The sequence below is a fragment of the Affinundibacterium flavidum genome (assembly GCF_014284175.1).
Classification (GTDB): Bacteria; Pseudomonadota; Gammaproteobacteria; order Burkholderiales; family Burkholderiaceae_D; genus Undibacterium; species Undibacterium flavidum.
The window spans coordinates 20,579-47,076 of sequence record NZ_JACOGA010000006.1; the positions used below are offsets into that span (position 1 = coordinate 20,579).

General features: G+C 45.8%; 20 protein-coding genes. 8 read left to right on the forward strand and 12 right to left on the reverse strand.

Going from position 1 to position 26,498, the window contains the following annotated elements:
* Positions 1-31 precede the first annotated feature (31 nt).
* From H8K55_RS07445 to H8K55_RS07455, 3 genes are all read left to right on the forward strand, one after another.
* On the forward strand, positions 32-859 hold the full coding sequence (locus tag H8K55_RS07445) for a hypothetical protein (RefSeq protein ID WP_186941456.1): 828 nt from the start codon (positions 32-34) through the stop codon (positions 857-859).
* Between the two features lie 174 nt (positions 860-1,033).
* A complete protein-coding gene (locus tag H8K55_RS07450) occupies positions 1,034-1,765 on the forward strand; it encodes a hypothetical protein (protein ID WP_186941457.1) in 732 nt (243 codons plus the stop codon).
* A 431-nt stretch (positions 1,766-2,196) separates the two neighbouring features.
* Positions 2,197-2,469 carry a hypothetical protein gene (locus H8K55_RS07455; protein WP_186941458.1) on the forward strand — a complete coding sequence of 91 codons (273 nt, stop codon included), beginning with the start codon at positions 2,197-2,199 and terminating at the stop codon, positions 2,467-2,469.
* 131 nt (positions 2,470-2,600) lie between these two features.
* Here the strand turns inward: H8K55_RS07455 and H8K55_RS07460 are convergent, their stop codons facing one another.
* The 5 genes from H8K55_RS07460 to H8K55_RS07480 form a co-directional block, all read right to left on the reverse strand.
* Positions 2,601-2,879 (reverse strand): hypothetical protein, encoded by a 279-nt coding sequence (locus tag H8K55_RS07460; protein ID WP_186941459.1) that lies wholly within the window; start codon positions 2,877-2,879, stop codon positions 2,601-2,603.
* A gap of 30 nt (positions 2,880-2,909) precedes the next feature.
* Positions 2,910-3,374, reverse strand: a complete 465-nt coding sequence (locus H8K55_RS07465; protein ID WP_186941460.1) for a hypothetical protein — start codon at positions 3,372-3,374, stop codon at positions 2,910-2,912.
* An 18-nt stretch (positions 3,375-3,392) separates the two neighbouring features.
* Positions 3,393-7,142 (reverse strand): methionine synthase, encoded by a 3,750-nt coding sequence (gene metH / locus H8K55_RS07470; protein WP_186941461.1) that lies wholly within the window; start codon positions 7,140-7,142, stop codon positions 3,393-3,395.
* A 657-nt stretch (positions 7,143-7,799) separates the two neighbouring features.
* Positions 7,800-8,756 carry a TerC family protein gene (locus tag H8K55_RS07475; protein WP_222612394.1) on the reverse strand — a complete coding sequence of 319 codons (957 nt, stop codon included), beginning with the start codon at positions 8,754-8,756 and terminating at the stop codon, positions 7,800-7,802.
* Positions 8,757-8,812: 56 nt separating this feature from the next.
* Positions 8,813-9,490, reverse strand: coding sequence for a Bax inhibitor-1/YccA family protein (locus tag H8K55_RS07480; protein ID WP_186941462.1), 678 nt, complete (start codon positions 9,488-9,490; stop codon positions 8,813-8,815).
* A gap of 151 nt (positions 9,491-9,641) precedes the next feature.
* Here H8K55_RS07480 and nhaR point away from each other — a divergent pair, with 151 nt between their 5' ends.
* Positions 9,642-10,583, forward strand: coding sequence for a transcriptional activator NhaR (gene nhaR / locus H8K55_RS07485; protein ID WP_186941463.1), 942 nt, complete (start codon positions 9,642-9,644; stop codon positions 10,581-10,583).
* A gap of 92 nt (positions 10,584-10,675) precedes the next feature.
* On the opposite strand, the gene H8K55_RS07490 is transcribed toward nhaR, so the two are convergent.
* Together H8K55_RS07490 and H8K55_RS07495 are read right to left on the reverse strand one after the other, a co-directional pair.
* Positions 10,676-11,713: a virulence RhuM family protein gene (locus H8K55_RS07490; RefSeq protein WP_186941464.1), complete on the reverse strand. Its 1,038-nt coding sequence runs from the start codon at positions 11,711-11,713 to the stop codon at positions 10,676-10,678.
* Positions 11,714-11,807: 94 nt separating this feature from the next.
* Positions 11,808-13,946, reverse strand: coding sequence for a S46 family peptidase (locus tag H8K55_RS07495; RefSeq protein WP_186941465.1), 2,139 nt, complete (start codon positions 13,944-13,946; stop codon positions 11,808-11,810).
* A 378-nt stretch (positions 13,947-14,324) separates the two neighbouring features.
* On the opposite strand from H8K55_RS07495, the gene H8K55_RS07500 reads away from it, so the two are divergent.
* The 3 genes from H8K55_RS07500 to H8K55_RS07510 all read left to right on the forward strand — a co-directional run bounded on the left by H8K55_RS07500 (position 14,325) and on the right by H8K55_RS07510 (position 18,145).
* Positions 14,325-15,224 carry a substrate-binding periplasmic protein gene (locus H8K55_RS07500; protein ID WP_230408524.1) on the forward strand — a complete coding sequence of 300 codons (900 nt, stop codon included), beginning with the start codon at positions 14,325-14,327 and terminating at the stop codon, positions 15,222-15,224.
* Positions 15,225-15,231: 7 nt separating this feature from the next.
* On the forward strand, positions 15,232-17,721 hold the full coding sequence (locus tag H8K55_RS07505; protein ID WP_186941466.1) for a TonB-dependent receptor: 2,490 nt from the start codon (positions 15,232-15,234) through the stop codon (positions 17,719-17,721).
* Between the two features lie 169 nt (positions 17,722-17,890).
* Positions 17,891-18,145, forward strand: a complete 255-nt coding sequence (locus tag H8K55_RS07510) for a DUF1161 domain-containing protein (protein WP_186941467.1) — start codon at positions 17,891-17,893, stop codon at positions 18,143-18,145.
* 182 nt (positions 18,146-18,327) lie between these two features.
* On the opposite strand, the gene H8K55_RS07515 is transcribed toward H8K55_RS07510, so the two are convergent.
* Together H8K55_RS07515 and ftrA are read right to left on the reverse strand one after the other, a co-directional pair.
* Positions 18,328-19,014, reverse strand: coding sequence for a glutathione S-transferase family protein (locus H8K55_RS07515; protein WP_186941468.1), 687 nt, complete (start codon positions 19,012-19,014; stop codon positions 18,328-18,330).
* A 69-nt stretch (positions 19,015-19,083) separates the two neighbouring features.
* Complete coding sequence (ftrA, locus tag H8K55_RS07520) at positions 19,084-20,037, reverse strand: transcriptional regulator FtrA (protein WP_186941469.1); 954 nt, start codon at positions 20,035-20,037, stop codon at positions 19,084-19,086.
* Between the two features lie 146 nt (positions 20,038-20,183).
* On the opposite strand from ftrA, the gene H8K55_RS07525 reads away from it, so the two are divergent.
* Positions 20,184-20,591, forward strand: coding sequence for a rhodanese-like domain-containing protein (locus H8K55_RS07525; RefSeq protein WP_186941470.1), 408 nt, complete (start codon positions 20,184-20,186; stop codon positions 20,589-20,591).
* 459 nt (positions 20,592-21,050) lie between these two features.
* Here the strand turns inward: H8K55_RS07525 and H8K55_RS07530 are convergent, their stop codons facing one another.
* Genes H8K55_RS07530 through H8K55_RS07540 form a run of 3 tightly spaced genes read right to left on the reverse strand, consistent with a single transcriptional unit; the run spans position 21,051 to position 26,496 of the window.
* Positions 21,051-21,920, reverse strand: a complete 870-nt coding sequence (locus H8K55_RS07530; RefSeq protein ID WP_186941471.1) for a hypothetical protein — start codon at positions 21,918-21,920, stop codon at positions 21,051-21,053.
* Between the two features lie 13 nt (positions 21,921-21,933).
* Entirely contained in the window at positions 21,934-23,325 is a 1,392-nt protein-coding gene (locus H8K55_RS07535) for a hypothetical protein (protein WP_186941472.1), read from the reverse strand.
* A 12-nt stretch (positions 23,326-23,337) separates the two neighbouring features.
* Positions 23,338-26,496 carry an outer membrane lipoprotein-sorting protein gene (locus tag H8K55_RS07540; protein WP_186941473.1) on the reverse strand — a complete coding sequence of 1,053 codons (3,159 nt, stop codon included), beginning with the start codon at positions 26,494-26,496 and terminating at the stop codon, positions 23,338-23,340.
* Between the last annotated feature and the right edge of the window lie 2 nt (positions 26,497-26,498).

Genomic DNA, 26,498 nt, shown 5'->3' on the forward strand with positions numbered 1-26,498 from the left:
TTGCACATTCCTCTATTCAGGGAAAATCCAAATGACTTCCACACGCCCAGTATCTATCGATACATGTTTTACCTTCGCTAGCATCATCTTCACGATTATGCTGACGGCTTGCAACAGCAATAGCGACAGCGATCGCCGTCCCGATCCTGTCACCAAAATTGATAAGACGAATATGGTCGATGCTGCTGCCGTTACGATGCTAGCTTATCGTCGCAGTATGGCCGACACCAGCGTAATAGCAACCGCCGGCTTTCGCCTCATCATCGAAGACAAAGCGAATGGCCAACACCCTTGCGCAAAAGGCGGTCATTTGCAATTGGAAAAAGTTGGCAGCGACTATCTATTTACACCAATCAACTGTGATCTTGGTGACTACCAATTAATCTCAGGTAAGTTATTGATCAATATTGCATCGGGCTACTTCTATCAATTTACCTCTCTCAACTATCGACTCAACGGGGATACAAATTCACAAAGCCTGACGGGGCAACTCAAATCTACTATCAGTGGCAGTCAAAGTAGCACCAGTGGTTACTTCAGCGTAGAACGAAACAAACGCAACGATGTATATCAGGATTACAGCATCACGAGTGCGGGTACAAACAATGCCAAAGACAGCATGCGTTTAAGTATCAATACACCGCGGTTTCCGCATAGCCTCAATGCAGAATATGACATCGCCAGCGATACGCTAAACGCAAAAGTTCAGGCTAACGACGGTTCTCAACTGAGCATGCTTGTCGCTAAAGCCGGAACCATCACTCTGGAGTTACACCAACAAGCTAGTGGCGCGGTTCTAGCGTCCAAGACTTTGAGCGCAGCGGAAATGACTGCGGCAATCACAAAAATCACCGAGTAATTTGCAGTTGTCGTTGAGAGGTTTCATTTGGTTGACAAGCTTGAATAACTGATTCTGAAGTAGCAGTTTATGCCACCAAACTTAGCACGCAAATGAGACCTTGAAGATCAACAAAGCATATCCCCAACACTGGAGGCATTCTTGCATCAACTTCTACTTCATAAGGAAATCATCATGTACAAATTGAGAAATAGATTGAAGCGCCCCGTCTTCCTTGGTATCGCTCTACTCCAGATAGCGAGTCTGTCTGCTTGCAGTGATTTGCCTCTAGTGCGCGTACAAGAAACCGTACCACAAGACATAGCCGCGACTAGCCAGGTATTAAAGATCAATCATCGTCATAAGATCAACAACTTATTTTCTGATGGCTATTTTGAAATCGGTGAGTATGCAATCACCCGCGTTAAAAAAGATAGTAGCTCCTCCAGCAACTCACAGATTGGTCCTTACTCACAAAGCAGCACCAAATCCGGCTTTCAATTCCATATCGCCGATGCGCAAGGCAACTGGGATGTGTTTTGCGAAACACGTGCCGATGGCAATGTCCTCAAAGTTTTCGGACTTGATACCGTTTCCAATAAACGAAAAATGCATTGCGATTTGCGCGGCCAACTTGGCAATGCCAGCATTGATATACGTGAAGAAATGGATGCTCCCGTGGGTGAAGTGAGTATCAATCAGTCACACTACGCTGTACGCGCTTATTCATACGGAAACCCGCATCCTGAGCGTTTTCGTATCCCAGAAATCTATGGATTCAGGGTAGATGACAAGGGCAAAAATCTCAGTGCAATAGAGTTAGCTAACACGCCAGGACGCGCCTGGTTGGATCCTGGCTTACCAGCGAATCAGAGAGCCGCGATGACAGGTGTGTTGGCTGCTTTGTTGATTTATTATGGGTCGTAATTGGGAGCGCGGTAGCGAATTTATGAGAGAAATTCGTAGGGTGGGTTAGCGTAGCGTAACCCACCGCTCACTGTTTAAATCACGCATATCGCTTGCTTATCTCCCTTAGAACGAGTCTCTGATTTCTTCTCTTCTATTTTGATTTTCTTGCGTGCTCAACGTGTACAGGTCGGGTGTGGCCCGACAGCCAAGCACCTTTTTTGCTTCGCCAAAAAAGGTGCTCCAAAAAAGGCGACCGTAGACTCGCCCCTCCGGGGTGCTTACGCTACGCTCCAGCATAATTTGTGCATCACAAAAAATGGGAAAGTGTCGAAACTCGCTTCGCTCAGACAACGCCACTTTCTTATCCATTTTCTGTGACGCACAAATTACATCGTCTCAAACGGGGGGAGGTCAAAAGCAACGACCTACAACTGCTATTAGAAAAATGAGTGTCGATCGATTCTGATTGTATTGGTGTTGCCGTTGATTTTGACTTTGTTTTTTACGCAGTTCCACTTCTGACACTGCCAATTGTGCAGGACAGAAAATGGATAAAGAAAGTGGCGTTGTTTGAGCCGAAGGCGAGTTTCGACACTTTCCCATTTTTTGTCCTGCTCAATTGGGCACCCGAAGGGCAGTGGCAGCGTGGTCGCCTTTCTTTGCTTACTTTCTTTGGCGAAGCAAAGAAAGTGAGTGGCTGTCGGGCCACCCCCGACCTGTGAACGATGATTACACGCAAAGGCGAATGCTGGAGACGAAAATTCAGTGACTTGTTTGCGAGATGCAGGTTAAACAATATGCGTTGTTGAAAAGATGAACGGTTGGTTACGCTGGCGCTAACCAACTCTACGAATTATTCACTTCCATCAATATTATAGTTATTGAGGATATGCACATTTTCAACTTCGCCATCAACTGTTGAATGCGTAAAAACCGAACCTTCGTATTTTGTCCTGGCTAAGTAAAGAACCAGACTAGCGCCTACAAAAGGGACAAAAATAATCACGCCAATCAATAGTGGAATTTGCTCTTTTGTGTACACGTCCTTAGAAAACAAAGATCGAATAGCATATACATTTAAGCCTACTAAAATTAGGACTAGAACGACTAAAAACATAATGACAAAACTCATCTTTAGCCTCACAAAAATCAATTCTCAAAACTAGCGAGAAGCAATCTGTTTCCCAACTAATTCCTGAATCAAGAAAAAATTTTCTTTGAAATCACCATAAATATCTATATCAGCATCATACAGACTTTGATTTAGTGCAACCCGTTCAACAAAAGGCATTAATTCGTTGATGATGGGCTCAATATCACTTCTTTGATGCTCCAGCTTATAGATCACCAAATTCAAAAAACAGCTAGCCGCATCTGATGCATCCAAACCATCATTTAATGTCAGCACTTCCGCTGAGGTCACGAACTCGCAGAATGAAAAAATATAGTATTGAAATGGAACGGTTGGCATAAACCGTAAATCTTCGGCACGATCTATCGAAGAACGTGCAAATGCCGACATCACTTGAGTCGAATCACGACCAGCGAAAATTCCATGCGCGTAGTTTTGATCAAGGTCGTCTTGATAATTGCCCCAGTCTTCTTCTGATGGAATATGTCGCTTCATTTCACTAAATTTTCAAAATCACAAATTCGGCGCCAACCACCGCTCAACTTCCTCTTTCGCAACCCCACGCCGCTCAGCCATATCCTCAACCTGATCCTCAGCAATCTTCCCTACACTAAAATACTTAGACTCAGGATGCGCAAAGTAGAAACCCGACACCGCAGCCCCCGGGATCATTGCCCATGATTCCGTGATGTACATCTCGATCTCTTCACACTGCATCTGCTTAAACATCGCCGTCTTCACCGTATGTTCAGGGCAAGCCGGATAACCTGGTGCAGGACGTATGCCTGAATAGCTTTCTTGAATCAGATCCGCATTACTCAACGCCTCATCAGACGCATAACCCCACAAATCTTTACGCACGCGTTCATGCAGATATTCGGCGAAGGCTTCCGCCAGGCGATCAGCGAGTGATTTCAACATGATACTGCTGTAATCATCGTGCGCGTCTTCGAAGCGTTTTTCGTGCTTCTCTATGCCTAGGCCTGCGGTGACCGCGAACATGCCTATGTAATCTTGTATGCCGCTGTCTTTAGGGGCGATGAAATCACTGAGACATTGATTCGGACGCTGGACGCCATCGATGATGGCTTTTTCAGTTTGTTGACGCGTGCCGTAGTAAGTGAAGGCGACTTCTTTGCGTGTTTCGTCGGTGTAAATTTCTATGTCGTCATCATTCACCGTATTGGCTGGCAATAAAGAGATCACGCCGTTGGCGGTGAGCCAGCGACCTTCGATGATTTTCTTGAGCATCGCCTGACCTTCAGCAAAGACTTTGCTTGCTGCTTCACCGACTACTTCGTCTTTTAAAATTGCTGGAAATGGACCGGCCAAATCCCAAGTCTGGAAGAACGGTCCCCAATCGATGTAATTGGCAATCGTTGCTAAATCGACGTTTTTGAATACGCGGCGACCTATGAATTTCGGACGCACAGGTGCTTTGTCACCAGTGAAGTCGACCTTCATTTTGTTCGCGCGTGCTTGGGCCAGCGTCACCATAGGCAAGGCTTTTTTGTTCGCGTGTTGGGTGCGTACACGTTCATAATCGCTGCCGAGTTCGGCGATGTATTGATCGCGACTTTCTGGTGTCAGCAAAGATTGTGCGACGGAGACTGAACGTGAAGCGTCTGCCACATAGACCACTGGGCCTTCATAATTTGGCGCGATCTTGACTGCTGTGTGAGCACGGCTGGTGGTTGCACCACCGATTAAAAGTGGAATTTTCAACATACAGAAATGCGGATCGCGTTGCATCTCTTTGGCGACGTAGGCCATCTCTTCCAATGATGGCGTGATCAAACCAGAGAGACCAATGATGTCAGCATTCTCTGCTTTGGCTTTGGCCAAAATTTCAGAGCAAGGCACCATCACGCCCATGTTCACCACTTCAAAATTATTACATTGCAAAACCACCGTGACGATGTTTTTGCCGATGTCATGCACGTCGCCTTTGACAGTGGCGATGACGATTTTTCCCTTCGGTTTATTGTCGCCGCTGCGCTTCTTTTCTTCTTCGATGAAAGGCACTAAATGCGCGACCGCTTGTTTCATCACGCGAGCGGATTTCACGACTTGCGGCAAGAACATTTTGCCTTGGCCAAATAAGTCGCCGACGATATTCATGCCCGCCATCAATGGACCTTCGATCACTTGTATAGGACGACCACCCGCATTCAACACATTCACGCGCGCTTCTTCGGTATCTTCTACGATCCAATTGGTGATGCCGTGTACCATCGCATGTGCCAGACGCTTTTCTACCGGTTCGTTACGCCATTCCAGTGTCGCTTCTTCTTTTTTGCCACCCGCTTTTAAGGTCGCTGCAAATTCGATCATGCGCTCGGTCGCGTCTTCTCTGCGATTGAGAACAACGTCTTCGACGCGTTCACGTAACTCAGCATCCAGTTCGCTGTACACGCCGACCATACCGGCATTGACGATACCCATGGTCATGCCCGCTTGAATCGCGTGATACAAGAACACCGTGTGGATCGCTTCACGTGCTGGATCGTTACCACGGAAAGAGAAGCTGACGTTAGAGACGCCGCCGCTGATTTTTGCGCCGGGTAAATTTTGATGTATCCAGCGCGTCGCTTCGATGAAATCGACTGCGTAGTTATTATGTTCTTCGATACCTGTTGCGACCGCGAAAATATTCGGATCAAAAATAATATCGTAAGGATCGAAATCGCAAGCGCTGATCAGTAAATCATAAGCGCGTTTACAGATTTCTATTTTGCGTTCGTAAGTATCGGCCTGACCTTTTTCATCGAATGCCATGACGATGACCGCAGCACCATAACGCTTACAGAGTTTGGCGTGATGCAGAAATTGTTCTTCGCCTTCTTTCATCGAAATCGAATTGACGATGGCTTTGCCCTGTACGCATTTGAGGCCTGCTTCGATCACATCCCATTTGGAAGAATCGATCATGATAGGCACGCGGGCGATGTCCGGTTCTGAGGCGATCAGATTTAAAAAGCGTGTCATCGCGGCTTGCGAATCGAGCATCGCTTCATCCATATTAATGTCGATAACTTGCGCGCCGTTTTCTACTTGTTGACGGGCGACGGCCAAAGCTTCGTCGTATTGCTCATTCAAAATCAAACGGGCGAAGGCTTTGGAGCCGGTGACGTTAGTACGTTCGCCGACATTCACGAAGAGCGATTGCGCATCAATCGTAAATGGCTCTAGACCCGACAAGCGCATTGCTGGTTCTATCGTAGGAACCGCGCGTGGTGTTTGAGTTGTGAGAATATCGGCAATCGCTTTGATATGTGCGGGCGTGGTGCCGCAGCAACCACCGGCGATATTGATAAAACCGGCTTCGGCGAATTCTTTTAGCAATGCGGAAGTATCGGCTGGCAATTCATCAAAGCCAGTGTCGCTCATAGGATTAGGCAAACCGGCGTTCGGATAAATACACACGAAGGTGTCAGCGATCTTCGACAATTCTTCCGCATACGGGCGCATCAAAGCAGCACCGAGTGCACAATTCAAACCAACCGTGAGTGGCTTTGCGTGACGTACGGAATTCCAAAATGCAGGTACGGTTTGACCAGACAAAATACGACCAGAGGCATCGGTCACTGTACCCGAAATCATGATTGGTAAAGTGCTGCCGGTTTCTTCAAAATACTGATCAATCGCGAACAAAGCGGCTTTGCAATTGAGCGTATCGAAAATAGTTTCGACCAATAAGACATCAGCACCGCCTTCGACCAAACCTCGTGTTTGTTCCAGATAGGCGGCGACTAATTGATCGAAGGTGACGTTACGTGCCGCTGGATCATTCACATCGGGTGAAATCGAAGCGGTTTTAGGCGTAGGTCCAAGTGCGCCCGCGACGAAACGTGGCTTGTCTGGGGTGGAATATTTATCACAAGCTGCGCGCGCGATTTTGGCGGAGGCGACGTTCATCTCGTAGGCCAGATGCGCCATGTGATAATCGTCTTGTGCCACTGTGGTTGCGCCGAAGGTATTGGTTTCGATCAGATCCGCGCCAGCCGCTAAGTATTGCTCGTGGATTTCTTGAATCACGTGCGGCTGCGTCAAGGACAGTAATTCATTATTGCCTTTGACGAAGAGTTCGCGCACACCGGCTGGACCGGTGAAATCCTTAAAGCGCTCGCCGCGATAATCGGCTTCATTCAATTTATAGCGTTGTATCATCGTTCCCATCGCGCCATCCAGAATCAAGATGCGTTGTTGGAGTAGCTCGCGCAGACGGGCTTCGGTGGCGGAAGATTTCAGAACGGTGGACATAGTATGTAGATTGACGTATCGCTAAAAACAAAAACCCGATCAGGCTGAGATAGCGGATCGGGTAATGAGTGTGCGATTTGGTAAGAAATTACTACCTTTAGCTGCACTTATTACGCGCCCGCAATCTGAGTCTCAAATCGGCGCAGGAAAACAAGCTGAAATTATACTTTATTTCGATGGAAGCGCCTAAAGCGGGCGTTGTTAGGCAATTACTATCATTACTCGTCGATAAGTTCAGAATGTCTCTATGAAATTGACCATAAATGCATAGTAGCTCCACGATAGCTTCCACGTCGCCATATTTGTTAATAGAAAAAAGATATAAGAAAATTGTTTGATGTCGTCTCATTTACAAAATTCAAGACCCCTCAACGCCGAGACGCGGAGGCGCAGAGGAGCACAGAGAAAAACCTGATTTTCTCTCTGTTCGTTTTTTCGGCGCCTCGGCGTTGAGGGGTTTTAGGTCTTCGCTTAGTTGAATCAGACATTGCGATCAAGGAATCTTAATTTGAATCTAACAATAATCGTTCCATCAATGTTACGCAGTTTCTCCAGATATAAAATAAAAAAAGGGCGCATGCCATTACAGCGATGCGCCCCAAGGAGGGAACTGAGATGATTAGCCTTGGCGGCTAATCTTTAAAATACTAATGATGCTTAGTCGGCTTTCTTACGTGTCGCAATCAAGCTAGCGGCAACAGAGCTCACCAAAATCGTACCGATCACCATCAGAGAAATATTGGTCGGTACATGCACCCACTTCACGATCAACATTTTGGTACCGACAAACATCAAAACAAATGCGAGACCGAATTTCAATAAGTGGAAACGATTTGCCATGTCCGCTAATAAGAAATACAAAGCACGCAAACCCATGATCGCGAAAATGTTCGAGGTGAAAACGATGAAAGGGTCAGTCGTTACCGCGAAAATGGCCGGGATTGAATCCACCGCGAAAACTACGTCAGAAATTTCAATCAAGATCAACACTAACAACAATGGTGTGAACACGCGCTTGCCGTTTTCTACGATACTGAATTTTTCAGCATGAAAATCCTTGCTGAATGGCAGTAATTTTTTGGCGAATTTCAATACCGGATTGGCTTCTAAATCAGGCTCCTTTTCTGCCGCGACCAACATACGCAAACCCGTGATCACCAAGAAAATACCGAACAAATATAAGACCCAGGCAAATTGCGAGACGACCCAACTACCAGCCAGAATCATGATGATGCGCATCACGATTGCACCCAATACGCCGTACAACAAGACTTTGCGTTGATATTGTTCTGGTACCGCGAAGTGACCAAAGATCAATAGGAAAACGAAGACGTTATCTACCGACAGTGATTTTTCTATTACATAGCCAGTCAAAAACTCCATGGACTTCGTCATCGCAGCGGCTTCGCCTATGATGTCTTTCAAATACACATACATGCCGTAATTAAACAGCAAGGCCAATGAGACCCAGACCAAAGACCAGCTCGCGGCTTCTTTGATGCTGACCTTGTGTGATTTGGAACCGCCCAAAGCGAAAATATCGAGCGCCAACATACTCAGGACGAAAGCGATAAACGCACCCCACATCCAAGGTTGTGCAATTGTTTCTAACATGGAATTCTTTCAGTAAAAGAGGTGGGATGCCGGTACATCCCACCAGTAAATCTGCTTTATTCTTTTTCGATAAAGCCGAGAATTTGCAATAAGCTAGTGAACAAATTGAAAATCGTGACATACAGCGTGACCGTCGCCATGATGTAATTGGTTTCACCGCCGCGAATGATATTGCTGGTTTCAAATAAAATCATGCCCGACATCAGCAACACAAAGGCCGCTGAAACCGCCAGGGACAAGGCAGGTACTTCGAAGAAAATCGCACCTAGGCCAGCCACGAAAGCGACCAATACACCGATCGCCAGGTAGCCACCCATAAAACTGAAATCACGTTTGCTCACCAACACGTAGGCCGACAGTCCCATGAAGATCACGGCAGTCAAACCCATTGCATTCATAACGATGCCACTGCCACCCGGCATACCCAAATAGCGACTGATAATCGGACCCAAGGTCAAGCCCATAAAACCGGTTAAGGCAAACACTGAAGCGATACCCCAAGCACTATTGCTTAACTTGGTCGTTAAAAATAACAAACCAAAATAGCCGATCAAAGTCACCAACAAGCCCATGCTCGGCAAGGCATACGCAACGCTGACACCTGCGGTCAATGCGGAAAACAATAAGGTCATAGATAGCAACATATACGTGTTGCGCAGTACTTTGTGTCCGCTAATGGCACTATGGTCTACATAATCCACTGTTTGTGCTGTGCTACGGTCTAAGATGCTCATGGCGTTCTCCTAAAGATTCGGACGTAAAACAATTCCCAATTTGGGTGCGGCAAGTGTATGCCGGACAAGTCATAAAGAAAAGTCGAATATAATTGTCTTATTCATCGATAAAATCGAAGTATTTATCGTACAAGACAAATTGGAAAACTCCATGGCAAGCATTAATTACAAACATTTGCATTATTTTTGGGTCGTTGCCAAAACCGGCAGCATCGCCCGCGCTAGTGAACAATTGCACGTCACGCCACAAACTATTAGTGGGCAATTGAGCTTGTTTGAGGAGTTACAGGGTGAAGCCTTATTCAAAAAGGCGGGTCGCAATCTGCAGTTAACGGAAGCGGGGCGTCTGGTACTGGGCTATGCCGAGGAAATTTTCTTGTTAGGGCAAGAGCTTGAACAAGTCTTGCAGCACCATCCGACCGAACGTACGGTGCAACTGCGAGTTGGTGTCTCAGACGCGGTGGCGAAAGCAGTGGCCTACAAATTGTTAGAGCCAGCATTGAGTTTGCCGCAAACACTGAAAATCAATTGCCGCGAAGGGAAGCTTGATGATTTATTGAGTGAACTTGCGCGTCATAAACTCGATATTGTGATCACTGATACGCCTATGCCGCCGACCATGAAAGTGCGCGGATTTAGTCATGCTTTAGGCGAATGTGGTTTGAGTTTTTTTGCGACTAAATCCCTACGTGCGCAATATCCACTAGCATTTCCTGCATGTCTGCATGGTGCTCCGGTATTATTGCCGGGCGAAGATTCGGCTTTACGCTCTCGCTTAATGCATTGGTTTGAAACTCAGGGAATACGCCCCAAAATCACGGGTGAATTTGATGACAGCGCCTTAATGAGCGCCTTTGGTGAAGCGGGTGTTGGCTTCTTTGCGATGCCAAGCGCGATTACCGATATGGTGATGCGCCAATACGATCTGGAGCTAGTTGGCTCCACCGATGCAATTACCGAGCAGTTTTATGCGATTTCGGTGCAACGCAAAATCACGCATCCGGCGGTTTTAGCGATTAGTCAAGCAGCGCCGCTAGCAATGTTTTATACGCCCGTTAATACGCCACTCAAGAAATCATGGGCAAAAAAATAGCAGCCAGTGGAGGTGCTGACCACTAATTTTTTTGTTGCAAGAAACGACTTACTTCGGATACTTATCGACGATGGTTTTCCTTATCGATGATTTTATTCGCTCTTTTTCTGCAATAGCTTTTTCATTGCATGGTCGAAATCGGATTCAATACGCTGTTGTTTATTAAATTTCTCATATTCGGCAATCGCTTTTTGTTCCGCTTGCTGACGCGTAATATTTCCGAAGCCTTCTAGAATTCGATATTCATTAAACGCTAGAAACTTATCCACGCTCTCAGCAAAGCCTTGCATGGTAAAAGTGGTGCGCCGTTCAATTATGCCCTCTACATAGTCAAAAAATGCCGATACAGCACGTTCTAACTTTTTAATATCGGTCTCATTCAAATAATTTTTTGCGACAAGCGCATCTGACTTTAATACGCGACCATTCGGCGCATTTTTATAAGTGTTCATACCCATCGAAGGTTTGCTCGCATCGGCATGCAAGGAAATCAATTCAGCCGCCGTATGCCCAGTAATAGCGAAATGAAATTTATCCTGCACATGGGCATAAAACAATCGCGTCGTCTCCGATTTAGGATCGTAATCGATACTGCATTCCGCAAAAATATCCGTGATTTGTTGATAAATGCGCCGCTCACTGGCACGAATCGAACGCACCCGCTCCAGCAATTCCCGGAAATAATCTTTGCCAAAGAAACGCCCATTTTTTAAGCGCTCATCATCCATGGCAAAACCCTTGATGATGTATTCCTTGATCAATTGCGTTGCCCAGATACGAAACTGGGTGGCTTGGCTTGAATTAACACGATAGCCGACCGAAATTACCGCGTCCAGATTGTAGTATTTGACCTTTTGAATTTGTGTCTTGCCCGCGATAGCTCCGTGTGCAGTGGTATGTTCCAAAATGGAACATACCTTGTCTTCTTGCAACTCATTGCTTTCAAAAATGTTCTTCAGATGCTTGGTGATTGCTGGTCGCTGCACGCCAAACAATTCTGCCATACGTTCCTGCGTTAGCCAGATAGTTTCATTAGCAAGTATTACTTCTACCCTGATCTCGCCGTTTGGTGCGGTATAAAGCAAAAATTCGGTGGTGTGATCTTGCAAAGTAAGATTGTGCTTAGTCATGACTCATCCCTTACTACTGGAAATTAGCTTGCTGAATATAATACAGAAAAAACCGTGTACGCTTGTCTAGGGCTGTACACGGTTTTGACCTAACTTACTTCGGATACTTAATCGTCATTTCCTTCAACACATTATCCGCATGATCGACTTCTTTCATGATCCACAGCATGTAGCGAATATCGACATGAATTGCCTTAGTAATCGCGGTGTCGAAATACCAGTCTTTGGTAATCGATTCATAGGTCGAATCAAAATTCAAACCTATCAATTCACCACGCTTATTCATTACTGCCGAGCCAGAATTGCCGCCTGTGGTATCGGCACTAGATAAGAAATCCACCGGTACCGTTCCAAGCACTTTATCTTTAAAAACACCATAGCGCTTTTCTTTAATCGCTTGCAGCAAAGGTGCTGGTGCGATGAAAGGATCTTTGCCTGTGTGTTTCTCAACGATGCCTTCTACCGTGGTAAATGGCCCTTTAGTCACACCATCACGTGGCGAATAGGAACCGACATTACCGAAAGTGACGCGCAGGGTTGAGTTTGCATCAGGATAGACTGGCTTGCCTTGCGATTTTTTCCAGTTAATCACGGCTTGCATGTATTGCGGGATGATGAAATCAAGATTGCCATCGACTTCCTTACGACGGTTTTCTAAAGACATACCGACATCATGCAATTTCACCGCGAGCTGAATAAAAGCATCATCGGATTGCGCAAAAGCGGCTTTGTCTTTGTCCATCCACGCCAATCGTTTTGCAGTATCGGTCAATTGGGTTTTATCGTACAAGGCTGTAGCTGCATCAATCGATGGTAGCAAGGCATCCAAACCACTTGGGTGTACTGCCAATTTAACATAGCGTGTAAGACCTGCCGTCAAGCGAGCGCGATCGACCTTGGTCACAAAAGATTGCTCCAAGCGCGTCAGACGTCCTTTGATGAAAGCGATGTCACGTTCTTGATAACCGCCTTCACGCTGTGCGTTGGGCTTCTCTTTTTCTAATGCGAGACGATACAAGCTACGTGCGCTGGCAAACAAATCGCTATTGGTTGCGACGGCATACGCGAGTTCTTCTTGTGATAAAGCCATATCTTCGGCAATCACCGCATCCAGTTTTGCCAATAAGGATTTCGCTTCTGCAGAATTTTTACCAGAACTGATCAACCAGTTACGGAATTCTGCATCTTGAGCATCTTTAATTGCCGCGATGTCTTTACGCGCAAAACCGTCGATCAAACCTTGGGTCTTTTTCAAGCGATTATTGATGCCTTTGACTACGCTGGCATAACGCACTTCGTCATCAGCGTTACCTTTGGTCGCAGCTTCTATAGTCGCGATGTCGGCCAACATTTCAGCGGCACGTAGCGGATAATCGGTATCGCGCGCGAAGCGGATTTCGGATGGTAATTTGTAACGACTGGTACGACCCGGATAACCGGCTAATAGAATCGGATCGCCATTTTTCAAACCTTCGGCAGACACCACCAAGAAATCTTTGGATTTATACGGTACATTGTCCGGTGATGGATCGGCAGGGCGGCCATCTTTACCTACGTAGGCACGCAGGAATGAGAAATCACCGGTGTGACGTGGCCATTCAAAATTATCGATATCGCCACCGTAGTTACCGATCATGTCGGCTGGCGCATACACCAAACGCACATCGCGTATCATCATTTGACGGATGCGGTAGTATTCCAGACCACGGTGAAAGCTAGGCACGGAACAACGATAAGCTTTATCTTGTTCGCAATCGGCGATGATTTTTTTGATGCGACTTTGTATCATTTCACGACGTTCGCGGCCGGACATTTTGTCGCTCAAACCCGTTGTTACCTCGGCCGTGACATTTTCGACTTTATCGGTGATATATACGCGCACGCTGGCACCAGCCGGCAATTCCTCGGCACGGCTCTTTGCTAAAAAACCATCGTTAATGTAGTTTTTCTTAGCGCTGGAATTGCGTTGTATCGCGTCGTAAGCACAATGATGATTGGTGACGATCAAGCCATCTGGTGACACAAAAGAAGCTGAACACCCGCCTGTTGAGACGATGGCGCTCATGGGATGTTTAGATAAATCCGCTAACTTTTCGGCAGGTATTGTAATGCCGACCTTTTTGAGTTCGGCTTTAAGTTGTGGCAACTGGTATGGCTGCCATTGGCCTTCGTCTGCGTACGCCTGGACGCTAAGGCCGAGTATGGCAGTTGATAAGACTAGTCTTTTGAACAATTTGGTCTCCTTGATTGTGCCTAAAGTGAACGCACTTTGTGCTTACTTTGAGCGTAAGAACGAAAGTATAGCGTTGTTCAATAGCACAAGCCAAACCATAGCTTGATGTAAGACAGACTATGTTCCTACGCTTAAACTATGATGCAGAGTAAAGTGAGTCGTGCGCTCACTTTCTTACTGTGCGAATACTGCGCAAAATTAGCAAATAAATATGCTGTATTCAGTAGATACCGCGATTATTCATTCCTTGAATGTGCTACATTAAGTCTTGCCCGTAAGGAATGAAGTTACTCAGTATCGATTCCGATCTGATTCCGCAGGCTTATAGAAAATAAATGGGCCAAGAGCCCAAGTTTTTTCTCACTCATTGACATGCACATGCGCTTAGTCTGGTATCGATTACTGTTGATAGTTTGCCTGACGCTGAGTTCACTGGCGTCTTTGATGCCACTCGACGCCAAAGCAAAAGACGTGCTCCTAGTGGTACATCCCGCCGATGAAGATGCTGGCGATCCACGCTTTAATGACGTCAAAGAAATCTTGCGAATGGCGCTAGAGAAGACCGTTGCCGAGTTTGGTCTGTTTAGCCTACGCCCATCGGCCCAACATACAAATGGCCTCCGTTATCTGAATAATCTGGCGAATGGCAGCGACCTAAATGTAGTCTGGAGTTCGACCACGATAGAAAAAGAACGTAATTATTTACCCATTCGTATCCCATTGCGCAAAGGAATTCTGGGCTACCGGATTATGTTAATCCGTAAAGATATGCAGGCGTCTTTAGATAATGTGAAATCCTTAGAGGATTTGAAAAAATTTACCGTTGGTCAAGGTGTAGGTTGGGATGACTCTAAGCTATATACAGCCAATGGCATAGAAGTTATCGAGGCCAAATACAGCAATTTGTTTCGCATGCTCAGCTACCAGCGTTTCGATTTGTTTCCACGTGGGATAGGCGAAGTATTCATAGAATTTGAAAAAAATCGTGCTGCGAATCCCGACTTGGCAATTGAAGAAAATCTGCTAATTTATTATCCGTGGCCTTATTATTTTTTCGTATCGAAAAATAATCAAGCTTTACAAAAGCGACTTGAAACCGGTTTGCGAAAAATGATCAAAGACGGTTCTCTCGACGCCATTTTTTGGAAATACAACGGCAAAGCGATAGAGTCCGTCAATTTCAAGAGACGCCGGGTGATACAGATACAGAATCACCTGCTACCGAAAGAAACACCACTGCAAGATGAAAGTTTATGGTTCAAACCTAAAGTGAATTGATCACGTCATGAAACATGTTGTGACAGCATCCAGACTTCAAAAAATTCCAGTTGCAATACGCTTTGCATGGAGCTTGCTATTGGTCTGCACTAACCATGGCTTCGCACAAAGCAGCAATGCGAAAAAGGACGTAGAAAAAAATGCAGTCCAGAAAGTGCTGCAGGAATCTAACAACGCTACGTCACCGTCTACCGCAACTACTGCCCCAGACAACTTACCAGCGGTCGTCATACAAGGGCAAAAAAGTCGCTCTGCGCTTGCCCTGCGCGGCACTAGCCTACAGTCATTATTGCCCGGCATGAATCCCCTGAAAGGTATGCATCAATTAAGTGGCGTAAATTTCCAATCGGCTGATCCTTGGGGGAATAATGAACAAAATTTTTCCTTAACAATCCACGGCTTCAGTGCTCAACAATTGGGCTACACCTTAGACGGTGTGCCACTCGGTGACCAGCAGTACGGCAACTACAACGGTCTGTCACCGCAACGCGCTATCATTAGTGAAAATGTACGCAATGTGGTCTTGAATTCTGGTGCAGGTGATCTAGCGACAGCCTCAACTAGCAATCTCGGCGGCACGATAGAGAGTTTTTCTACTGACCCACGTCCGCAGTCCGGACTCTCGTTTGCCCAAACCGTGGGTAGCGATGCAAGCAGCCGTAGCTTCATACGCTACGATAGCGGTGAACTTGCTGCAAATACCCTCGATACGGATGCTAGATTATCTACTGGCTCACAAGCCTATTACCTGTCATTTGTCCGGCACCGTGCCAAAGCTTGGGATTTCGAAGGCGAACAGGGTGGGGAACAATTTAACGCCAAATGGGTTAAACATTTCGCACTAGCCAAACTCACCGCTTATTACAATTTTTCGGATAAGGCCGAACCCAACGAAGATAGTGTCGTGCACAATGCCGGGGTCGTCGCCCTCCCCTATACCAGACCAACGACTTACCCAGATTTTGACTACGCCAAACGCTATCTGACGGCAAATGGCGAACCACCGCGCCACGATGGCCCCAACTATCGTAATTACTTTGGCGTGGCACAGAGACGCGATCATTTAGCTTATCTAAAATTGGACAGCCAAATTGATTCAAATAATGCGTGGAATAATCAAATCTACGCTCATTACGATAATGGTTTAGGTGCAGTCGCCGGCCCCATAGGGGTGGCGGGTTTACCCAATTTATTCAAAGTATATTTTCCCGAACAGGATTTAAAACAAACTTTTGGTGACTCTGGTTACGCAGTCAGAACGACTGAGTATCAAATTCATCGCAGCGGTTTGATTTCTCAATGGCAGGCCAATAGCGGTGCCCATCAGTGGCAAACCGGCATCTGGTTGGAACGCAATCACTCCAGCGCCTACCGACGCTGGTATGGACTTGATGCCAATGATCCACTAAGTCCGTATCAACGCCCAGCCCATCCTTTGATCACACAATATGGTAGCGAAATTGAAAACCAGGTCGTGCAATGGCATTGGCAAGATGAATGGAAAATTTATCCCAACCTCAGCCTGCAGACAGGTCTTAAATCTAGCTTGCAATTTGCTGATGGGCGCTTTCCGGTGCAACCAAAACTAGGAGCCATCAATGGCGGATCCAGCGCGCTCCCAGAAGGAAAGATCATCACAAAAAAATGGATGTTGCCGCAATTTGGACTGCTATGGCGCACGGCAGAGCAAGACCAATTTTATGTCAATTTACAAAAAAATCTGCGCCAGTTCATTACCTATGGAGCGGTGGGTGCTTCTCCCTGGAGCTTAAATAATCAAACTGCCTTCGATCTGTTCAAACGCACTGCGGAACCAGAAACGGCGATCAGCATTGAAGGTGGCGTGCGTGGTCGCCGTGAATTTTCCAATGCGCTGACGCGCAGCACAGGACTGACAGGAATGGAAGCGCAGCTCAGCCTCTATCACGTGAATTTTCGAGATCGCTTATTGCAGATCAGCCCAACACCGGTGATTTCTTCTATCGTCAATGGCAATCCCATACTGGCAAATGTCGGTAGCGTAAAAACGCAAGGCATTGATATTTCCATGAACTTGCAGTGGGGTGCGCAGTATTCGCTTTTTAATGGTCTATCGTATAACCGCTCTACCTACCAAGACGACTATTTAAATGGCAACAATCGCGTCAATACTAGCGGCAAGCAAGTTCCCGTCAGTCCCAATTGGTTAAACAAAACCATGTTCAAGGCCAATTGGAATGCGCTGGAATGGCAGTTAATGGCTGATTATGTTGGCAGACGGTATGCAACTTACACGAATGACATGGCAATTCCGTCTCATCTTCTCGTCAATTTTTCACTGCAATATCGCTTGCCATGGGCTTGGAATAGAGGCCAAAACCGTTTGAATTTTCAAATCCTGAATTTGACGCAAAGACGTGGCGTTTCAACGCTGGTGGTCGGTGCGGCGAATGGAACTTACAATAGCTTTCCGATTGCGCCACGCCAGCTATTCGTCGGCTTGAGTAGTGGTTTTTAAGCAGTTTTTACACCTGCCCGAAACCAATTTACAACAAAATCAAAGCAAAAATTTGCTCAATACTTGGATATTTCTTTTCGGAATTATTTCCTAGTGATAATGTTGTACGCGTCAGGCGTCTCTCTCAGCCTATAAAGAACATCATGTATTCACAACAGGAGTGTGCCGAATGAAAAAATATCTCTTAGCAAGCAGTCTGCTATTCATGGCTTGTTCCGCTTCCGCTGGCGTCTTGTCTTGTGACGATCTCAAAGCCAAGATAGAAAAAAAAGTCACTGGGAAAGGTGTCAAAGACTATGGCATGACCGTGGTCAGTAAAGACACAAAGCTAGAAGGTCGGGTACTAGGTACTTGCGATAAAGGAAGCATGAAAATTATTCATGAAAAATCAAAAACAAATCCGAAACCAGAAAAGACTTCCTGAAATTTCGCTATGGTAAGTAGCGTTCACAGAAATCAATACCCATCAAAGAAAAATGGTGTTCTGCATTAAAAACAGAACACCATTTTTCATTTCTATCGCTATGTATCGTCGAACATGAAGTCGAACATGAAGTCGAATACGAAGTCAAATACGATGTCGATTATTTTACGTAGCTAAAATGATTAAGGTTGCATACGTTTATCTTCCAGCACTTCACCAACCGCCAAAGCGGATTTTTCGTGACCTGGCTCCCGCCATTTTTCACGTAAAGCTTCAGTCTGCCATTGCTGCATAGTTGGTAAAGCCAACATACGTTTTACATAGCCGCTAGCTTGTTCATTCATCTTCAAACCATAAGTCTGAATCCGGAAAATCACCGGCGCAAAAAAAGCATCGACTGCAGTGAATTTTTCACCAGCCAAAAATGGTCCACCGAAACGATTCAAACCTTCACACCAGAGCTCATTCAAACGATCAATTTCGGCTTGCAAATCCACTGCAACTTCTTTCAATCGTATACGTAAACCCACATGCATGGGGCAAGTGCTGCGAAGTTGATTGAAGCCAGAATGCATTTCTGCAGCGGCACAGCGCGCCCAGATTTTTGCTTTTGGATCTTGTGGCCACACGCCAGTATGGCGATCGGCCAGATATTCGATGATGGCTAGAGAATCCCAAACAATAGATTCGCTATCGTGCAGGCAGGGGACTTTCCCTGCAGGAGAAAATTTACGGAAATTTTCCCAATTACTACCGGTGCCAAAGGTCACTAACTTTTCTTCAAATAATAATTCCATCTCGCGCATCATGATCCACGGACGTAATGACCAAGAAGAATAGACTTTGTTAGCGATAAAGAGTGTATACATACAATTATCCTTTACTTGTTGAACTGGTTTCTAGCTTAAATGCTCCATTATGACCTAATTCAGGCATCCTTATTTTCCAAAAAATTGTTTTCTATATGCCATAGGGCTGGTACCGATCACCCGTCTAAATTGTCGCCGAAAAGTTTCTTCTGAGCCAAAACCGCTTAATGTCAATACCTGACTCAGAGCCGTGTTAGACGACTCCAGTAAGTCCTTAGCAATAGCGACCCGTTCGCGAATAATCCATTCGTAGGGAGAATAGCCCGTAAATTCGAGAAACTGCCTTTGCAATGTGCGCTCGCTCATCGCGACTCGGGCAGCTAGCGTTTCCACCGTATGCGGCAAATGTGGATTGATCCTTACCCAATCCAACAAAGCGGACAGCCTACCGCGCTCATCTTGGGCTACCGGACGTGGAATATATTGCGCCTGTCCACCTTCACGATGTGGTGGAATCACTAAGCGTTGAGCAACTTGGTTCGCCACTTTGACGCCATAGTCTTTTCGCACCAAATATAAAAGCATATCTAATCCTGCCGCGGATCCAGCGGAACTAATTACCTGACCAGCATCGACATACAGTGCATCGGCTTGAACCTCAATCGACGGAAAGCGCTTGGCTAACTTATCTGCATATCGCCAATGCGTCGTGACAATTTTTCCATCAAGAATGCCGGCTTCTGCTAGCACAAAAATACCTGAACAAATCGTACAAAAACGCGCGCCACGTGCATAAGCACGACGAATTTTCGCAAGCAACTGCGCTGGCGGACGCTCGTCGACATCACGCCAGCCAGGAATAATAATCAAATCGGCACGATCAAGCATACGCAAAGTGTAGGGTGCCTCTACGGTGATACCGCCAGCAGCTCGAAGCTTACCTGGCTCTGCGGCGCATACAGCAAAGCGATACCAATCAACCCCTAACTCAGGACGCTCTAGGGAAAACAACTCCACCGCACAAGCAAATTCGAAAGTGCAGAGTTGATCGTAGGCGAGAGCTACAACAAGCGGAGTAGTCATTGGAGATTAAAAATCATAATTTACAAATGGCAGAATACGACTGTTAATTGGCTTTCCCGCCACTATACCGCGTTTTAGAAACGGCGCACAATCTCTCTACCTTAGGTCGCACTCGATTCTTTATCTCATCTCAACAAGGAAACATGATGTCTATCTCAACACTCAGCCCTGTTCTTGCTGTATCCGCCGCAGGTAGTGAAAGCGCCTACCAACACTTTGCCAACACACTACAATTTGAAACCGATTGTTGGGATGTCAACCACGCCTTCGAACAGGGCGAGCCAGGCTTTATTTTGATTGATGTGCGCAGCCCTGAACAATATCAGCGTGGTCACATTCCCGGTGCCATCAATATGCTACGCGGTAAAATGATTGCATCAAGACTTGCTGAATACCCTGACAGTACCTTGTTTGTCACTTATTGCGCTGGGCCACACTGCAATGGCGCGACCCGCGCCGCAATGGTACTTGCCAAACTAGGTCGCCCAGTCAAAATCATGCTCGGTGGAATCACAGGTTGGATCGACGAAGGGTTTAACTTGACTCAAGGATGAAGTCAGTAGCAACAAGATAGGCGGTGTTGAAACGCCGCCGCTTTCTCGTCAAGGCATTAGGTCGATTTAGCTCTATACACGACTATTGAGTTCGCCAGAAAAACGGCGTTTTATTGGCATGATTAAATGCCGTATTCCTATATCAGATTGAGTGGCGCTACTTAACTATCCGCGGTCATCTCAAAGGGCTCATTTCCGGATTCTCACGCCGCGCACATGCTTATCATTTACCCCAAATAATGGCGGTGAAACGATGTCCGGCTAATCTAACGAGTCAATTATTGAATTACTGGAATTTTGCATTAATTATTCCTCGTTGATAGAAGGACTACAGGGCATCAATTTACAGATGAATTTGCATGCGCCAAGTCTTTCAACAACAATACTGAAATCAGATCTGCAGTCGGACTTGTTAACTATTGGTCACACTAAGATTCCAAGACCGACTCACTACCATATTCAAACGCTATATCGAAACGCTGTATAAATATCTCGGCTCCAGGCAATATTACGGCGACCACTAACTAAGCGACTGAAGTCCTTCAACATCTGCCAACGCGCATTACCGCTAGGGTAACAATTGAGGTAATGTCGATTTTCTTTTTTACCCGAGCGCCATGGCGTGGAGATCAACGTTTGTTTGTCAGTGCTAGTAATACGTTTCAAGGTCGGCAAGTAATGCTTGGTGTAGACAGGATCAAAATAGGGCGTTCCCTGCTTCACACCGCCATACACAAACGGCACATTCGCTGCCATCGCAATAATGTATTTGATAGGCATGGAGCGTAACTCCACCAGTTCAGGTGAACAATTTTCATTATTCGACAACACCAATAATTGCGCATCTTTATGCTTAGCCAGATAAATATGAATATTCGATGCAAAATGTGAAAATGGTAAATCAACAAAGTCACCAAACATGTATTCCAAAGAGGCGATGAGGGGCTGAGTCGAATTAAATGCGGACTGCCCGGTCAACAATTTAGCGATAGATCGCAGGCCAGAAAATGTACCCGTATGATGTTGATCGCGGAACACTTTCTCCGCCTGAGGATGGCAAAGTGTATCGATACTGACGCGGTTTTTACCTGTTGAAAACGCCATAAAACCAAACAGTGCGTAAACCGAACCTGAAAATGCATGAATCTCATTGAACGCCTGTAGACGCTCGAGACCAATCGCATTCAAAACTATATATTGCCGGGTAAAACTAGGTCCTGTGCTATCCAATAGCAAGCATGTCTCTGCAGGGGTATGCGATGCAAAATTTGCGTCAATCTCGGCGGTAACACGTTTTTTTAAAGACAAAATTGTAGGTGGGACTTGCATAATGACTAGCTCCTCAGAAGATCAAAACAAGTTCAGTAAATGCCAACGAATTCTTTTTTAGACTACCAAAAAAACTGTGATCTTTTCCGCGGAAAAGATCACAGCCAAACACCCATTTTGTAGAATCGGAATAACGAAAATTCAGTCGCGGCCGCAATACAAAATCGCCATCACGAAAATTATGCATACCGACGATTTCATAATCTAACTGATCATTCATTAAACGTTGTGCAAAACGCACGGTAAAACCATCCTGCCAGTGATGTAACTGATTGTTCGCAAGCTGTAATTTATCCAGTGGTGTACGCCACGCATCGGGCAGATTTGCAAAGTGCGGGTCTTGCGCAAAACGTCGAAAAAAATATTGCACACCAAAAGTGGCGTTCGACACGATATGAGAAAAATGCGCCAGATTATTCTCTACCCCAAACACCCCATACCAATGCGAGAGCCGCCCCGCATTTTCTGCATTTTCAGGCTTGAAACGTAAATACGCCAATTCACCACGCAAGCCCCAATTGCCGCTGGTCGTCGCGGCATCCGCTCCCACACTTTGCAAAGCCGCATAACGCCGTTGTACGCCCAACAAACGCCCGCGCTGCTGTAGCAATTCCAACGAGCGTACTTTTTCTACACCATCAAAATACGAAACCGACCAATCAATAGAACTCACGGATTGATCGAGCCTAAGCGCATAATCATAGGTTCGTGATGTGAAGGCTAGGGGAAAACCTGCTTCTATCCTAGCGCTCGGTACTTGCCCCTGCTTGCTTCCATCAGGTACTCGTTGCACGACGAACTGCAAGCGTGTATCTGCATTCAAATCCAGACTCAGGCTGCTTGCGACACTCCCTGATTTTTGTTCCTCATCTGTGACAAACGGGCTAGTAAAATCACGCGCACTTAAATTATCCGTAGGATTAATTCTATCGGCACGTCCCCAAGAAAATACCTGAGTTCCTATCCGCCATTCCGCACGCTCAATATCCCACTTCAAATAGGCATCACGTAAATAACTATGACGCTTTGGAATACTGGTAGATTTAGCGGAATCAGCAGAGTCATCCTTTGAACCGAGATAACTCACATTGGCATTGCTATGAAAGCTCCAGGCACTATCAAATTTAGTCGCAATATTCAACTGCAACTGCGCAACACCAAAACTAGTTTGATCGTTTAACCAACGATCACCAGACCATGCCCCCAAACTCAAATTGCCCCGCAAATCTAGCCAAGTTGGCGATATGGATTCGATCTTGGATTCAGTCTTGTCTTGTACCGATGGTTTAGCCTCACCAACCACTTCTTGGGCGTGAGCCTGTAGTCCTGTCAAACACGCGACGACAAAAGCAAAGAGAAACAAGGCCGACGGCACAGGCCTGCGTAACAATTCTGGATTCTGCATGTGCTATTTAATTTACTCTTCGCGTTCCAAATAGCGTTGCGTGAAATAGTCATCCTTCACACCTTGATTCGCCTTAAAATTTTTCCACTCAATCACAGTTTTGTGGCCTGTCTGCACATTCTGCACTTCCATCAACATCGGCTGCCAACGATTCTTTTCTTTATCAACATTCACAATTTGACTCAAGATCGATGTCTTTAATAGCTGTTGATTGGTATTGAAAAATTCCGTCTTCAATGCTAGTGCAGATTCATTGTCTACCCACAAAATACGTTTTGAATATCCAGAACTATCGGCGATTGCTTTGGAATTCGGTACGGATTCAATCACAGTACATGTGCGACCTTGAATATTTTCAGTCGTCACGATCTTGTGTTGCCAATCATGGACTTTATGTCCGATGACATCGCCGTACGATAAATCGGTACCAACAAAACTTTCGCTTTTATTGGATGAAGCAATCCGACGTACTTTTTTTAAGGCTGGCAAATAAATCCACATGTCATCGTCACCGTCGCTATGCTCAACCAATAAAGTAACGGTATTTTTGATATCGGACGGAGACATAAACCGTGTCATGCGCTTAGTGTCTAAACCCTTACCTTGCAATTTTGTTGTTCCGAAAGTTTCGCGAACACGACGATCACCGTTTTTGTTGATCAATTGAAAGCTGGCATTGGCGCTGGAATCATCGAAGCGATTTGCAATGAAATTACGCTCCATCATTTTTTCAGCATCACTAGTCGCCGCCTGCACAGGCTCTGTGTGCATCAACATAGCGCCAAAGATACCGGTGGCAATCAGCCCAACACAAGAAGCCACTGAGCCGCGGATAGACGCACTTTGATTCGTATGTACATGCAAGAATCCAGGTTTCAGCCATTTAATCAAAGCTGGCAACAATAACAAAGTCGTGACCACACTCACCAGCATAGACAACACGATCAAAATGCCAGACCAAATATGAATATTGAATCCACGTGACAACATCAACACGGAATAACCACCAGCAATCGCGGTGCCTACATAGAGGATAGCGCGACCAGCGGATTCCAACGCAGCATCAATCGCCACGTCATAACTGGCGTGAATTTTTAGATCTTCTCGAATTCTGTACAAGAGATAAATCGCATAATCAGCGCCAATCCCGATGGCCATTGGTGCAGTAATCGCATTTGGTGTATTCAAAGGAATGCCCGTCAATCCCATCACACCAAAATTGACCAAGGCAGTAATTGCCAGCGGTGTTACGATCAGGAAGGCAGCGATAAGAGAACGGAATAGCAATGCCGAGACCAAGAAAATGACTGCGCCGATTTGCATCACGTTTTTCAATTTTCCTTCTACCAAGGATTCAGACAAGGCAGTCGATTGCGGCACGCTACCACCGAAGTGTATCGTAATGCGTGGATCGTTATTTGCCTTCAGAAATTCTCGTGTATTAGCGATGACTTTTTGAATTTCACGACTATTATCGTGTTTTACGAATGCAGTGATATTCGCATTTTGATAGTTATAGTCAACATAACGATCAAAATCTGCTGGCTCACCTGACATCGAGTACAGCAACAAAAATTGCGATACCAGATTCCTGTCTTCCGGAATACGTAATTCAGTCGATACGTCGGCATGCATGGCTTGATTCATGCGCTTAATCAGATCCACGATAGAAATCGTCTTACCTATGCCTGGCTGCGTTTCCAAAAAGCGCTGCGTTTTCTCCATCAACTGCAAGACTTTAGGGTCTTTGATCACATCTTGTTGCTGACCTTCAAACACCAAATACAGGGTATTGGTTCCCGCCATCTTGGCGTTGATCAACTGATCATCAGCTTGAAACGGCAGGTTTGCAGAGAAGAAACTCTTATTCGAGTTTTCGACTTTCAATTGTGAAAGTCCAAAAGCGGCAACAGCAACCACAACGACAAAGAAAGCGATTACCTGAGGAATACGCGCAGTGCTCGTCGCTTGTTTAATTCCTCTTACCACCGGACTCAAAATATCAAAGCGCATAGGCTGCGTACGCAGTTTAGGTGGTTTCAACCATGAACGTACTGCGGGAATGAAGGTCAGTTCTATCACTAAGCCAGACAAAATACCGAGACCAGTAAAGATACCAAAATTGCGTATGGTCACGATATCAAACGACATCAAGGACAAGAATCCCATCACCGCGACCAAACCAGCAGCAAGCATCACTGGTCCCACTTTAGCCATAGAATGTACGACTGCTTCGCGATTCGCAGTCACCGCATCATTGCCGCGTTTAATCGATAATTCAAACTCTTCGTAATACCGCTTCAGTAGCTGCACCGCATGTCCGGCGGTGACAGCCAGAATCAAAATCGGCGTACTCGCATTAAAGGCATCGATTGACACCTTGGCGATACCCATTAAACCTAAGCCCCACAATACCGATAAGAAGGCGGTGACCAGCGGTAAAAAAAAACCTTGCCACGTCCTGAATGCTTCGAGATGAAGCAATCCGACTATGAGCAAGGCGAGTGGAAACAGGATCGCCATACGTTGCGTATATTTCTCAACGTAATACACGAATACAGGCGTGCCGCTGACAGCAATGCGCACCTCGTCATTCGCTAATGGTTGTATTAATTTGTAGGCCGCTTCCAAAGTTGGCGTGAAGCCTTTGGGGCCTTTCTCAACAGCAATCGTGATTGCCGCCATATCTTGATTTTGCGACAGTACAACACCGCTATAAATCGGATTACGCGCTAGAGAAGATTTCAATTTGTCAATGGAATTTTGATCAATTGCGCTGCCATGCAACAGAGGTTTCACTTCTAAACCCTCTGCTTCACCCGCAATGCCTTTGGCACGTTTCGCAGTCAAACTCATCAAGGTTTCTGCTTTGACGTTCGGCAATTTTTGTAATTCATCAGAAATAGTCTGCACACGTTGCAACACATCTTTTTGATAAATATCACCATGTTTAGGTGATACCGCAACGACCAATACGTAATTCGAACCGAATATCTTTTCTGCCAGATTAGTACCGATCACATACGGATGTGCTTGCGGCAGCATTTGATTTGGATCGATGATGACTTTCAGGTGACGCATTTGTGACAGCATAAAAACTGTCATTAACAAGGTCATGCCGATAACGACAAATCGCCAGCGAATGATCTTCTCTATATATTGACTGAACACGA